This window comes from Promicromonospora panici (genome assembly GCF_900608595.1).
GTDB classification, from domain to species: domain Bacteria; phylum Actinomycetota; class Actinomycetes; order Actinomycetales; family Cellulomonadaceae; genus Promicromonospora; species Promicromonospora panici.
In genome coordinates, this window is record NZ_UWYY01000012.1 from 96,727 (window position 1) to 109,723 (window position 12,997).

At 70.9% G+C, this 12,997-nt stretch carries 13 protein-coding genes; 4 read left to right on the forward strand and 9 right to left on the reverse strand.

Features of this window, described 5'->3' with window-relative positions; all coding sequences use genetic code 11:
* Positions 1 to 32: 32 nt before the first annotated feature.
* From EW117_RS15355 to aspS, 3 genes are all read right to left on the reverse strand, one after another.
* Complete coding sequence (locus EW117_RS15355; protein ID WP_129787587.1) at positions 33 to 575, reverse strand: DUF4190 domain-containing protein; 543 nt, start codon at positions 573 to 575, stop codon at positions 33 to 35.
* A 99-nt stretch (positions 576 to 674) separates the two neighbouring features.
* Complete coding sequence (locus tag EW117_RS15360) at positions 675 to 1,448, reverse strand: GNAT family N-acetyltransferase (RefSeq protein ID WP_129787588.1); 774 nt, start codon at positions 1,446 to 1,448, stop codon at positions 675 to 677.
* The gene (gene aspS / locus EW117_RS15365) at positions 1,445 to 3,235 is read right to left on the reverse strand and encodes an aspartate--tRNA ligase (protein WP_129787589.1); all 1,791 of its coding nucleotides are present in this window, start codon (positions 3,233 to 3,235) and stop codon (positions 1,445 to 1,447) included. Before aspS ends, EW117_RS15360 begins: the two co-directional genes overlap by 4 nt.
* Positions 3,236 to 3,504: 269 nt before the next feature.
* On the opposite strand from aspS, the gene EW117_RS15370 reads away from it, so the two are divergent.
* From EW117_RS15370 to EW117_RS15385, 4 genes are read left to right on the forward strand one after another with little or no spacing between them, the layout of a single operon-like run.
* On the forward strand, positions 3,505 to 3,819 hold the full coding sequence (locus EW117_RS15370; protein ID WP_207211887.1) for a hypothetical protein: 315 nt from the start codon (positions 3,505 to 3,507) through the stop codon (positions 3,817 to 3,819).
* Positions 3,816 to 5,645 carry a polymorphic toxin-type HINT domain-containing protein gene (locus EW117_RS15375; RefSeq protein ID WP_129787590.1) on the forward strand — a complete coding sequence of 610 codons (1,830 nt, stop codon included), beginning with the start codon at positions 3,816 to 3,818 and terminating at the stop codon, positions 5,643 to 5,645. The genes EW117_RS15370 and EW117_RS15375 overlap by 4 nt, the downstream gene beginning before the upstream one ends.
* Positions 5,646 to 5,648: 3 nt before the next feature.
* Positions 5,649 to 6,182: an SMI1/KNR4 family protein gene (locus tag EW117_RS15380; protein WP_129787591.1), complete on the forward strand. Its 534-nt coding sequence runs from the start codon at positions 5,649 to 5,651 to the stop codon at positions 6,180 to 6,182.
* Between the two features lie 48 nt (positions 6,183 to 6,230).
* On the forward strand, positions 6,231 to 7,454 hold the full coding sequence (locus tag EW117_RS15385; RefSeq protein WP_129787592.1) for an SseB family protein: 1,224 nt from the start codon (positions 6,231 to 6,233) through the stop codon (positions 7,452 to 7,454).
* A gap of 15 nt (positions 7,455 to 7,469) precedes the next feature.
* Here the strand turns inward: EW117_RS15385 and EW117_RS15390 are convergent, their stop codons facing one another.
* From EW117_RS15390 to EW117_RS15415, 6 genes are all read right to left on the reverse strand, one after another.
* Positions 7,470 to 8,546: an Ldh family oxidoreductase gene (locus EW117_RS15390; RefSeq protein ID WP_129787593.1), complete on the reverse strand. Its 1,077-nt coding sequence runs from the start codon at positions 8,544 to 8,546 to the stop codon at positions 7,470 to 7,472.
* The gene (locus EW117_RS15395; protein ID WP_129787594.1) at positions 8,543 to 9,304 is read right to left on the reverse strand and encodes an SDR family NAD(P)-dependent oxidoreductase; all 762 of its coding nucleotides are present in this window, start codon (positions 9,302 to 9,304) and stop codon (positions 8,543 to 8,545) included. The genes EW117_RS15390 and EW117_RS15395 overlap by 4 nt, the downstream gene beginning before the upstream one ends.
* On the reverse strand, positions 9,301 to 10,599 hold the full coding sequence (locus tag EW117_RS15400) for a TRAP transporter large permease (protein WP_129787595.1): 1,299 nt from the start codon (positions 10,597 to 10,599) through the stop codon (positions 9,301 to 9,303). The genes EW117_RS15395 and EW117_RS15400 overlap by 4 nt, the downstream gene beginning before the upstream one ends.
* On the reverse strand, positions 10,596 to 11,126 hold the full coding sequence (locus tag EW117_RS15405; protein WP_129787596.1) for a TRAP transporter small permease: 531 nt from the start codon (positions 11,124 to 11,126) through the stop codon (positions 10,596 to 10,598). Before EW117_RS15405 ends, EW117_RS15400 begins: the two co-directional genes overlap by 4 nt.
* Positions 11,123 to 12,103: a C4-dicarboxylate TRAP transporter substrate-binding protein gene (locus EW117_RS15410; protein WP_207211888.1), complete on the reverse strand. Its 981-nt coding sequence runs from the start codon at positions 12,101 to 12,103 to the stop codon at positions 11,123 to 11,125. The genes EW117_RS15405 and EW117_RS15410 overlap by 4 nt, the downstream gene beginning before the upstream one ends.
* A 152-nt stretch (positions 12,104 to 12,255) precedes the next feature.
* On the reverse strand, positions 12,256 to 12,954 hold the full coding sequence (locus EW117_RS15415) for a FadR/GntR family transcriptional regulator (protein WP_129787598.1): 699 nt from the start codon (positions 12,952 to 12,954) through the stop codon (positions 12,256 to 12,258).
* Positions 12,955 to 12,997: the final 43 nt, after the last annotated feature.

Sequence of the window (12,997 nt, forward strand, 5' to 3'; positions counted from 1 at the left end):
TAGATCTACCCAAGGTCCATGCAGGTCAGAGGTCAGTAATCGCCGTAGCGGTCCATGTCGTTCATGTCGCCCCACTCGCCGAAACCACCGGACAGCAGCCCGGCGCCCAGCAGGACGATGAAGAGCACGACGGCCACGAGCACCAGCGCCACGTTGATCCAGCCCAGGATCAGGCCGGCCGTCCCCATCCCGCGGTTGTTCGCGAGACCCTGGTCCGCGGCCTTTCGGCTCATGGTGCCCGTCACGATCGCGGCGATACCGAGCACCAGCGGGCAGAACACGTAGCTGAGGATGCCCGTGATCAGCGACCAGACGGCCAGGTCGTTCTTGGGCGGGGACTGCGCGTGCCCGTACTGGGACACGGCAGGCGCTGCCGGCTGGCCGTAGGCCCCGGGCGCGCCGGGCTGCCCGTAGGGTGCATTCGCGTCGCCCTGCTCGGACGGAGCGCCCGGGCCCGGGTCGGCCGGACCGGCCTGCGCCGGCTCCGCCCCGGACGACTCCGACACCGGCTGCGTGGGCGGCGTCTCGGGGTCTGGCTTGGGCTCGTACGGCGTGCCACCGTCGTTCTGGGTCATCAGGCTGCCTTCCTGGTCACGGAGCCAGGGGACGTCGGGACCGGCGCCCCTCCACCACTTAACCAGCCTGAGGGCAGACCCGCCCGGGAAACGCGCCGGTCAAACCGGCTCCCAGGTCTCCACCTCGTGCACCACCACGAAACCGAGCCGCTCGTAGACGCGGCGCGCGGCGGCGTTGTCGTCGTACAGCCCGAGCGTCACCAGCCCGCGCTCGGCGACGCCGTCCGCCGTCATGCGCGCCGTCAGCGCACCGGCGTACCCGCGGCCGCGGAACGCTGGAAGGGTCCCGATCGAGCCGAGGTGGACGGCGCCGCCCGGGACCGAGGTGGCCGAGCCGACGGCGGCCAGCACTCCGGCGGCACCTTCTGGGCCGTCCGACGGCGCCAGCACCCCGTACCAGCGGGCGTCGCGCGCGCCGGGACCACGCGCACCCGGGTTGGCCTCGGCGAGCAGGGCGGCGATCTCGTCCGCGTCGCGGTCCGGATCGAGCTCCGCCACGGCTGCCGCGCCGGTGTCGGGCACGGACGGCGCAGTCTCGGCGACCATCCGGTCCCAGGTCGCGGCGGGCCCGAGGCCCCAGCCGGAGAGGATCTGCCCGGCCAGGGCCCCGGTACCGCGGGTGACGGTCACGCCGCGCACCGTGTCCTCGGGCACGATCGCGCCCAGCAACCTCGCCAGGCGCTCCGGCCGGCCGACGGCGGTGAACGCCGTGCCCGCCCGCTCGCCCGTCCGGTCCACGAGCTCGACGACGGCGGCAGCACCGGCGTCGTCGGGACCGGTGCTGTCCGTCCACGACCGCCTGACCTCGGAAAAGCTCCGAGAGCGGACCCGGAGGAAGATGTGGTCGAGCCCGTGGCCGGCCAGCCGGGTCACGCCCGGGAGGCCGCCACCGGCGCGGCGGCCTCGGGCGTGAAGTCCACCCCGGCCTCCTTGCGCTGCTCCGGCGTGATCGGCGCCGGCGCCGCGGTCAGCGGGTCGAACCCGCCACCCGACTTCGGGAACGCGATGACGTCGCGGATCGACGGCGACTTCGTCAGCAGCGCGACGATGCGGTCCCAGCCGAACGCGATGCCCCCGTGCGGTGGGGCGCCGAACGCGAAGGCGTCGAGCAGGAAGCCGAACTTCTCCTCGGCCTCCTCGTGCCCGATGCCCATCACCTCGAAGACGCGCTCCTGCACGTCCCGGCGATGGATACGGATCGAGCCGCCGCCGATCTCGTTGCCGTTGCAGACGATGTCGTACGCGTAGGCCAGGGCCTCGCCCGGCTTCTTCTCGAACGAGTCGATCCACTCCGGGGTCGGCGACGTGAAGGCGTGGTGCACCGCGGTCCAGGCGGACGAGCCGAGGTCGACGTCGTCGTCCTCGCCGGCCGGCTTGAACAGGGGCGCGTCGACCACCCACACGAACGACCAGGCGTCCTCGTCGATCTCGCCGGTCTTGTGCGCGATCTCGAGGCGGGCCGCGCCGAGCAGGGCGCGCGCCTCCGACGTCTTGCCGGCGGCGAAGAACACGGCGTCACCCGGGGCCGCGCCGGTCACCGTGGCGAGGTGCTCGCGCTCTCCGTCGGACAGGTTCTTGGCGACCGGGCCGCCGAGCTCGCCCTCCTCCGAGAACGTCACGTAGGCGAGGCCGCGGGCCCCGCGCTGCTTGGCCCACTCCTGCCAGGCGTCGAACTGCCTGCGCGGCTGCGCGGCCCCGCCCTTCATGACGACGGCGCCCACGTACTCCGCCTGGAAGACACGGAACGGGGTGTTCTTGAAGTAGTCGGTGAGCTCGACGATCGGGTTGCCGAAGCGCAGGTCCGGCTTGTCCGTGCCGTACAAGCGCATCGCCTCGTGGAACGTGATGCGCGGGATCGGCGTCGTGATCTTGTGGCCGATCAGGTCCCACAGCGCGCCGAGGATCTTCTCGGCCAGTGCGATCACGTCGTCCTGCTCCACGAAGCTCATCTCGACATCGAGCTGGGTGAACTCCGGCTGACGGTCCGCGCGGAAGTCCTCGTCGCGGTAGCAGCGGGCGATCTGGTAGTAGCGCTCCATGCCGCTGACCATCAGCAGCTGCTTGAAGAGCTGCGGCGACTGCGGCAGGGCGTACCAGGAGCCGGGCGCCAGGCGCGCCGGGACCAGGAAGTCGCGGGCGCCCTCGGGCGTCGACCGGGTCAGCGTCGGCGTCTCGATCTCGACGAAGTCCTCCGCGTCGAGCACGGCGCGCGCGGCCTGGTTCACCTTGGAGCGCAGGCGGAGCGCGGCGGCCGGGGCCGGACGGCGCAGGTCGAGGTAGCGGTGCTTGAGGCGCGCCTCCTCGCCGATGACCTCGGTCTCGGCGAGCGCGGTGGACACCTGGAACGGCAGCGGAGCGGACTCGTTGAGCGTGACGACCTCGGTCGCGACGACCTCGATCTCGCCGGTGGCGAGGTTGGGGTTGGCGTTGCCCTCGGGGCGGCGGCCGACCTCACCGGTGACCCGCAGCACGTACTCGGCGCGCAGCGGGTGGGCGATCTCCTCGTCGCGGATGACCACCTGGGCGATGCCGGACGCGTCGCGCAGGTCGATGAACGCCACTCCCCCGTGATCACGGCGGCGATCGACCCAGCCCGTGAGGGTGACGGTCTGGCCGATGTGCTCGGCCCGTAGTGAGCCGGCCGTGTGGGTGCGGAGCACGGAGAGGTTCCTTTCGTACGGAAGGTGAGTGCCGCCGTCGGGCACCCTGGCGGGTTGGACGACGGCGTGTGGGCGCCCTGGGGCGCGCAGGCGAGTCTAGTCGGTGGCGACTGGCGGCGGGCTCCAGCAACCACTCGGCAACCTCCGGCGGACCGGCCCGGCCGACGTGTGCCGCAGGTGGGTGAAACCCCCAGCCCCGTCGAAGACGGATTTTCGTGGCATTACCCGCCACGGGTCGACTATCCTCCCTGGTCAGGAGGGGGTGCCCGATGGCTGATCTAAGTGTTGACCTTGATGCGGTACGCGAGCTGGGTTCGAGCCTGACGACGGTGGCGAACGAGTTCGAGAACGCGAACACGAACAGCGACCGCATCGCGGAGGCGGTCGGACACGGCGGGCTCGCGGACGTGGTGCGGGACTTCGCGCACAAGTGGGATGACACCCGCGCGAAGATGACCGAGAATCTGCGGATGCTGGCCGACGCGTCGACTCAGGTGGCTGAGGCGTTCACCGATGTGGACACGGACCTGGCCAAGTCGATGGAGGGCAACGACGCCCCCACCGGCTCCGGGGGTCCCGTGTGAGGCCAGCTGACTGGTCGCCGGTGGGGCTGGACGCTGACCCCACACCCGGCGACCCGGTACTTGTGCTGTCCGGTGGGCAGGAGTATCTGGAGGTCGCGGACTCGATCGACAACGCCGCCTCGGCGATGAGTCGCCTGGACGTCGAGGGCACCATCTCGCAGGCTGTCGATGCGTTGATGGAGACCAAGGAAGAGACCATCGGCGAGATCCGTCGAGCCCACGGCCGGTACGTCGCCGCGGGTGACGCCCTGGTCGGGTACGCGGACGCGTTGGAACGGGTGCAGTCCGAGACCCTGGCCGCGCTGGAGCAGGCGCGTACCGCGCGGGATGCGGCGGATGCGGCGTCGGGGTCGAAGGACCGGTGGCAGGAGATGGCCGACTCCGCGACCGACGAGAGCGAGAAGCAGGAGTATCAGCAGAAGGCTGATCAGGCCGGTGATGACGCCGATCAGGCGGCCGGGACGATCAGCTCGGCGCAGGGCACGATCGAGACCGCGGTCTCGGACCGGGACCGGGCCGCCGAGAATGCGATCGACCAGATCGAGGAGATCACCAGCTCGGATGATCTGAACGACGGATGGTGGGAGGACTGGGGCTCCAAGCTCGTCGCCGCCATTGCGGATATCGCCGACATGATCTCCACCATCGCCGGGATCCTGGCACTGATCGTCGCGTTCATCCCCGTGATCGGCACCGCCCTCGCCGGAGTGCTCATAGTGATCGCGGCAGTCGCGGCGATCGTGTCCGCCCTGGCGAACATCACGCTCGCGGCCACCGGGGAGCGTTCCTGGGCCGAGGCCGGCATCGCGATCGCAGGAGCCGCCCTGTCGCTGATCGGGCTCGGCGCCGCGGCCAAGGCCATCAAGGGCCTCAAGGGCGTCAAGTGCCTGTTCGGCAAGTGCTTCGTCGCAGGCACTCTGATCCATACTTCCGAGGGCGAGCGGCCGATCGAGGAGATCCGGGTCGGTGAGAAGGTCTGGGCCCGCAACCTCGCCACCGGCCTGGACGAGCTGCACCTGGTGGAGGAGACGTTCGTCCGGCAGACCACGACGCTGTACCACCTCACCGTCGCCGGTTCGGTGGTCACGACGACCGACGAGCACCCGTTCATGGTGCAGAACATGGGCTGGATCCTGGCCCGCGACCTGCAGCGCGGCGACATCCTGGTCACCCCCGAGGGCACCGCCACCCTCGACCGGGTAGAGGTCGAGCACCGCGGCGACGCCGAGACCGTCTACAACATCCACGTCGAGACCCACCACAACTACTTCGTCTACGCGGGCGACGTGCCCGTCCTCGTGCACAACGCCGTCCACGCGAAGGCCCTCAAGCCGAACCAGACGTACAAGATCAAGGACGCGGTCTACAAGACCGACGCCAACGGCCGCCCCTCGGGGATCGAAGCCAAGCTGACGAAGCAGAACATCGGCGGCGAGACCGACCCCAAGGTCGACCCGCTGGGCTTCGTCAGCGGCACGCACCAGCGCGGCCATCTCCACGGCGCGCAGCTCGGCGGTCCGAACGACCACGCCGCGAACTTCATCGCGCAGTTCGACCGGGCGAACAGCCCGTGGCAGCGGGCCATCGAACGAGAGGTCCGGAAGGTCGTCGAGTCGGGCGAGGATGTGACCTACAAGGTCACGCCTCATTACGATGGCGATGCCGTGGTCCCGTCGCAGGTTCATTACAGCGCAGAGGGTTCCAACGGGTACAAACTCGACTACACGATCGACAATCGGCCGGACCTGCCGTTGCTCTCCGACGAGGTGAAAGCGGGCAACCTCCCGAAGAACGACCACGGCTTCCGGTTCGGGAACAGGAGCTGACCCATGAGCCTCGAAGACCTGGTCGACGCCGGCGGTCTCACCCCGCGCGAAGAGCCATTCGACTGGGAGCGCGCCGAGAGCCAGCTCCAGATCCCGATCCCCGAGGACTACCGCAGGCTCGTCGACGCCGGGGGCAGCGGGCTGTGGTTCGACTACATTCGCGTGTTCGCGCCGGACGAGCGCTATCTGAGCCGGAACCTGCTCGACTCGAACGGCGTCTTCGAGGACCTCCTGATCCTCTGGGAGGACGATCCCGAGTTCAGGCCCGCAGACCTGCCGGAGGGCGACGACGCGCGGCTGATCGCGTGGGCGAACACCGCGAACGGCGAGATGTTGTTCTGGCGCACCGAGCCCGGTGCCGACCCGGACGCCTACCCGATCTACGTCGAGAACGCGGACGGCGAGGAATGGGAGCGGTTCGACATGTCGACCACCGACTACCTCACGGGCCTGCTGCGCGGCGAGGTGAGCAGCGAGTTCTTCTCGAGCACGTTCCTCCGCACGGATCAGGTGTTCCAGCCGTACCCGGACCTGTGACCGAATGATGCCGGCCCACGCGACCCCGGCCCACGATGAGAGGCGACGATGACCGACGTACCACCCCAGGGAAACGAGCCCTCGTCCACCGTCGACCCGCAGGCCGACGTCGGCTCGCCGGCGCTCGCGGCCGCTCTCGCCGCAGGTGACCTGCCCGCCGTCAGCCAGGCCCTGCAGGCCGACGCCGTCGTGGTGCCGATCCTCGATCGCGGGGACGGCACGCCGCAGATCCAGGTGTTCCCCGCACCCGAGGGGTCGGCCGGCCCCTACGAGCTGCACCTGTTCTCCTCGACCCAGACGCTGTCGGCGTTCCTGCGGGACGCGCCCGACCGAGCCTTCAGCCTGCGTCGGCGCGAGTCGCTGGCCCCGTTCGTGAACCAGCACGGCGCAGCCCTCGCCCGGGTGGTCCTGGACGCGGCCGGCCCGCACCCGATGACGTTCGCGGTCGACGACTTCCTCGACCGGCTCGACCCCCAGCCTCCGGCCGACGACCCGACCGGACTGTTCGACGAGACGGGCGCCGGGATCAGCGGCGAGGCCCTGTACGCCCTGGGCACCGTCGACGACCCCGGCGGTTACCGCGGCATCGGCATCGAGCTGAACCTGCCCGACCACTGGGCGATGATCGAGCTCGACGAGCCCGAGCAGCGCGAACGTCAGATCCGCGAGATCGTGAAGAAGCAGACGGCGAAGCTGGGCGACCGCTCAGCTCCCCTGCGGCGCGACCTGCGGGAGAAGATGGAGGACGCCGCCTCGAGGGCCGAGTCCGCAGGTGGGAAGATCATGGCTTACCTGCTCCTGCCCGGGGAGAACGTGGCCCTGGCCCTCAACGTGACGCTCTACTGGCACGACCTCGGCCCCGAGACCGGCAGCTCCAGCCACCTCCAGCGGATTCAGGACCGCCTGAGCGCCAACCCGAGCCCCGAGGACGTGCTCACGCGGACCGAGACCCTGTCCGGACCGTTCCTGCGGCACATCCGCCTCACCCACGGCTCCGACGAGGTCGGCGGGCAGGACGTCCCGCTCATGCTGGTCGACTACTGGGCGGAGGCCCCGGGGCGGCAGTCGGTCGCCCGGCTCGCGTTCTCCACGCCCCACGTCGAGGCCCGCGAGGCGATGCTGCGCCTGACCGACAAGGTCCTGTTCTCCACCGAATGGATCCTCGGCCAGCCGAGCGACAACGCGGACGCCGAGGGGTCCGCGGCCGACGCCCCGACGGATCCGAGCCCGGCGACGCCCAGCCCGTCGGCGCCCAGCCCGGCATCCGTATGACGCGGCGGGGCGCGGTCACCGGCTGACCGCGCCCCGCCGGGGCCATGGTGGCCGCACGCCCACACCGCGACCAGCGGCGGCGAGCGCGGCCACCACGTCGTCCGGCAGCTCGACGCCACGGGCGAGCGCATCCTCGTGGCGCCGCCACTCGAGCTGTCCCGGGTGCAGGATCTCCTCGGCGCCGTCGGCGAGCGGCGCGGCGTGCAGCCGGTCGAGGTAGTCCCCGACCCGCTGCCCGAACGGTGGCAGGCCGCCGAACACCGCCGGGTCGAGCACGACGAACACGTGCGCGACATCGTTCGGCTCGGCCGGTTCGAAGAGCCACGAGGAGATCTGGTCCGACGTCGGGCCGGCCGCCAGGATGCCGGTCAGGACGTCGACGAGGACCGCGAGCCCGTAGCCCTTGTGCGCCGACATCGGCACCATGGCGCCCTCGTCGGGGTAGCGCGACGGATCGGTGGTGGGACGCCCGGCGCCGTCGACGATCCAGCCCTCGGGTACCGCCGTGCCGACGTCTCGCGCCTTGACGACCTTGAGGGAGGCGACCTGGCTGAGCGCGATGTCCAGCATGACCGGCGGGTACCGGCCGGCGGGCACCGCGTACGCGAGAGGGTTGTTGCCGAGCACCTTGCCGCGCGCTCCCGGCACCGTCATGTTGGGGTCCACATTGCTGGCCACGATGCCGACCATCCCGGCCTCGGCCGCGGTCAGGGCATAGAGGCCGGCGGCCCCGAAATGCGTGGACCCCCGGACGACCACCACCGACACCCCGGTCGACCGTGCCTTCGTGATCGCGGTGCGCACCCCGGCGTGCCCGCCGACCATCCCCAGCCCGCGGTGCGCGTCGAGCAGCGCATAGGCGGGCCCGTCCACGACGGTGGTGGGCGTGGCGGTCAGGTCCAGCCCGCCGCGCCGGGCCTTGTCGAGGTAGCCGCCGAGGTTCTTCAGCCCGTGCGAGTGCACGCCGAACGCATCGGTGCGCGTGAGGTGACCGGCCGTCGTCCGGGCGTGCTCCACCGGGGTACCCGCCGCGACCAGGCACGACTCGGCGAACTCCGCGAGGTCCGGATAGGGCACGCGCAGCGGGCTCACATCGTCATCCCGCCGTCGAGGACGAGCACCGAGCCCGTCATGAACGCCGCTTCCTGGGAGGCGACGTAGGCGATGGCCGCGGCGATCTCGTCGGGCCGGGCCAGCCGGCCCAGCGGCTGGCGGGCGACGAACGCCGCCTCCTGGGCCGCCGGGTCGGCCGCGGCGGCGATCTTGTCCGCGAGCGCCGGGGTGAGCGTGGTGCCGGGGCACACGCAGTTGACGCGGACGCCGTCGGCGACGTGGTCCGCGGCCATCGACCGGGTCAGGGCGACGACGGCTCCCTTCGTGGCGGCGTAGACGGCGCGTTCGTGGTGCCCCTTGAGCGCGGCCACGGAGGCGACGTTCACGATGACGCCGTGGCTCTCGCGCAGCGCGGGCAGCGCGGCACGGCACATGTGCACGATGCCCTTGACGTTGACGGCGAGCATGCGCTCGAGGTCGCCGTCCGACGTCGTCTCGACGGTTCCCGGGATGGCTATGCCCGCGTTGTTGACGAGGATGTCGAGTCCGCCGAAGCGGTCCAGGGCCTCGGCGACGGCCCTGGTGGCGGTGTCCGGGTCGGCGACGTCGCCGGCGGCCAGGCGCGCCCGGCCGCCGTCGGCGACGATGGCGGAGACGGTGCGCGCCCCGTTCGCCGCGCCGCGGGCGTTGACCACGACTGCGGCGCCCCGGCGGGCGAGCAGCACGGCGGTCTCCCGGCCGATGCCCGCTCCGGCCCCGGTCACGAGCGCGGTGCACCCCGTGAGGTCGCCGGTCATGGCGCCGCCCCCGTGGTCCCGAACACGAGGTCCGGCAGCCACAGGCTCAGCTCCGGGACCAGGATGACGGCGAGGAGGAGCACTCCTATCGCCCCGAAGAGGTAGCCGGACTGCCGCAGGTAGGCGGGGACCGTGGTGTCGAACATGGAGCAGGCGATGAGCATCACCACGCCGACCGGCGGGGTGAGCAGGCCGAGCGTGAGGGTCAGCACCATGACGATGCCGAAGTGCACCGGGTCGATCCCGACCCGTTCCGCCACGGGGACGAGCATCGTCGTGAGCAGCAGGATCAGGACCGTCGAGTCCATGAACATCCCGACGACGAGCAGCGCGGCGACCAGGACCAGCATGAGCAGCGTCGGGTTCTCCGTGATCCCGAGCAGGCCGTCCATCAGCTGCTGCGGGATGCGGTCCCAGGTCAGGCCGCGGGTCCACGACCCGGAGATCGCGATCAGGAACATGATCATGCCGACGTCGACCACGGTGTCCCCCAGCGCGCGTCCCAGCCGTTGCCAGGTGAGCTCGCGGTAGAACAGCACGCCCACGAGCACGGCGTACGCGACGGCGAAGGCGCCCGCCTCCGACGGCGTGAAGTACCCGAACCGCAGGCCCAGGATCAGGATCACGGGGAACAGCAGCGCCCACACGCTCTTGACCGCAGCCCCGCCGATCTCGCGCGGGGGTGACATTCGGGGGCGCTCGCGCGGGTAGTCCTTGCGGCGCGCCGTGACCCCGACGGCCACCATGAGGAGCAGAGCCATCAGGACGCCGGGGACGACTCCCGCCGCGAACAGCCGGCCGATCGACACCTCGCCGAGCGTCCCGTACAGGATCAGGCCGGTCCCGGGCGGCACGAGCGTCGTGATGATCGCCGAGGTCCCGATCATCCCGGCCGCGAAGCCGGGCGCGTAGCCGCGGGCCGTCATCCCGGGGCCGAGCACGCGGCCGAACATCGTGGCGTCCCCGATCGCGGAGCTGGTCACGCCGCCCATCGTGAACGCCGTGACGACGTTGACGTGGCCCAGGCCCGCGCGCAGGTGTCCCGTGAGCGCGGACGACAGGTCGAGCAGACGGCGCGTCATCCCGGTCTCGTTGAGGAAGTTGCCGGCCAGGATGAACAGCGGGATCGCGAGGATGGCGAAGTTCTGGGTCTGCGTCACCGAAAGCTGGGCGGCGATCGTCAGGTCGGTGGTCGGCTCGCTCAGGTAGTACAGGAACCCCGAGACGCCGATGGCGAACGCCACGGGCATGCCGAGCGCCACGAGAATCAGGAACACGACGAAGACGGTGATCACAGGACGCCCTCCGGTGCTCTCCCGGCCGGGCCGGGTTCCGCCGGCCCGGGCTCCGCGGGCGTGCGCAGCGCCGCGACGTCGCCGCGGATCCGACGCAGCGTCGTGGCGAGCATGAGCAGGCAGCCGACCGGCATCGACAGCGTGACCCAGGTGTAGCTGAGCCAGGGCAGGCCGCTGAAGCTGCGGTCGGCGGCGTCGCCGGCCAGCTGGGTACCCGTGACCACCATGGCGACCAGGAAGACGGCGATGACGACGTCGTTGAGCAGCCGGACGCCGGTGCGCGGTCTGGCCGGCAGCCGGACCACGAGCAGGTCGATGGTGACCATCCGGTCGCGCCGCCAGGCGACGTCGGCCCCGACGAACACGGCCCACGCGAACAGGAAGGTCGCCAGGTCCACGGTCCAGGACAGCGGGCTGCCCGCGGTGCGGGCCGTCGCCGAGACGAGCACGAGCAGGGTCATGAGCACCACGCAGGCCTGGGCGAAGCCCAGCTCTACCCGGCCGAGCGCCTCGTAGAGCCGCGTCATTCCTTGCCGATCTCCGACCAGATCTGGTCCCGCGCCTCAGTGAGCCCGAGCGTCTCGTAAGCCGCCTCGCCCGCCTCCCGGAACGCGTCGACGTCGGGCTCCTCGTTGATGGTCATGCCCTGGTCGAGCAGCTCCGCCTTGACGTCGTCGACCTGGTCCTCCATCGCCTGCGACGTCGCCATGCCCGCCCGGTCCGCCTCCTCGACGAGGATCTGCTGGTACTCGGTGGGCAGCGACTCGAACCACTCGGTGCTGACGACCTCGAAGTTGATCAGCAGGATGTGGCCCGTCTCGCTGGCGTGGCTGAGCACCTCCTGGAGGTTCGCGCCAGGGATGTTCGCGTACACGAGCTCGGCGCCGTCGACCGCGCCCTGCTGGATTCCGGAGTACATCTCGCCGAAGTCCATGGCCACCGGCTCGGCGCCGAGCGCTCTGATCGACTCCTGCCAGATCGGCGAGCCCGGCGTGCGGATCCGCAGCCCGTTCAGGTCCTCGGGCGTGCTGATCTCCTCGTTCGTGAAGAAGTGCCGGTGGGTCTGGACCCAGTTGAACGAGATCACCTTGAGGCCCTGCGCCTCGAGCTCGTCGAGGTAGCCCTGGATCGTCTCGCTCTGTGCGAGCTGCTCCACCTCGGCCAGGTCGTCGGCGAAGTACGGGCCGTTCATGACGGCGATCTCCTCGACGTACTGCCCGAGCCGGGCGGCGTCCGTGTTCTGCCCGATGTTCGCGCCGCCCTGGATCTGCTCGATGATGTCCTCCTCGACGCCGAGCTGCGCCGCCGGGTACACCTCGATCGACAGGCCACCGTCGGTCCGCTCCTCGACGGCCTCGGCCCAGTCCAGGAAACCCTGGTGGAACGGCTCGCTCTCGGCGAGCACGTGGTTGAAACGGAGCTCGTACTCGGCGTCCCCGCCGGCCGGCCCGCCCGTACAACCTGCGGCGACCAGTGCCGCCGCGAACCCGATAGATACTATCAATCTGGATTTTCGACTGGGCATTTTCATCCCTTCGCACCACGATGTACGCCGGATCTTCGCCTATATGCGATGGTGCCACGTCGCCGAGCGAGGAACAAGTACTCCCTTTGAGCCGATCGGGCTCGTTGTTGTCGGGAGCGATCGAGCGCCGGTCAGCCCGGCAGCACGAACTCCGCGCGCACCCGCGACACGAGCAGTCGCGCGTACACCTCGGCGGCCTCGGGCATGCGCTCGCGGATGGCCCGGGCGGTCGTCACGTGGTGCTCCAGCACGGCCTCGACCGGGTCCGACGGCGACATGCCGAGTCGCGTGCGGCCGACCATCACCGTCTTGACCACCTGGTCGAGGGCGGCCAGCATCTCGTTCCCGCTCGCGCGCAGCATCGTCTGATGGAACTCGACGTCGGTCTCCAGGTACTCCTCGGTCTGGCCCAGCCCCCGGCGCCCCATGTCGACGAGCCGCTCGGCGAGCACGACCAGCTGCTCGCGCTCGGCGTCGGTCGCGTGGTCGGCGGCGCCGCGGGCCGCCGTCGGCTCCACCGCGACGCGGAGGTCCAGGAGGGTGCGGAGCTGGGCGTCCCGCCCGGGGCCGGCCAGGCGCCACTCGATCACCTGCGGGCTCAGCACGTTCCAGTGCTCCTGCGGGGCGACGATCAGCCCCACCCGCCGCCGGGCCTCGACCATGCCGAGCGACTCCAGCAGGCGCATGGCCTCGCGCGCTACGGTGCGCGAGACGCCGTGCTCCTTCTCCAGGCTCGCCAGGTTGACCACGCTGCCAGCAGGCAGCTCTCCGCCGGCGACCTGTCGTCCCAGGACCTCGGCGACGCGACGGTGCAGTGAGCTGGTAGCCACCGGGGCATCATCGCACCTGGCGTAGCCTGCCGCTGACGCCGGT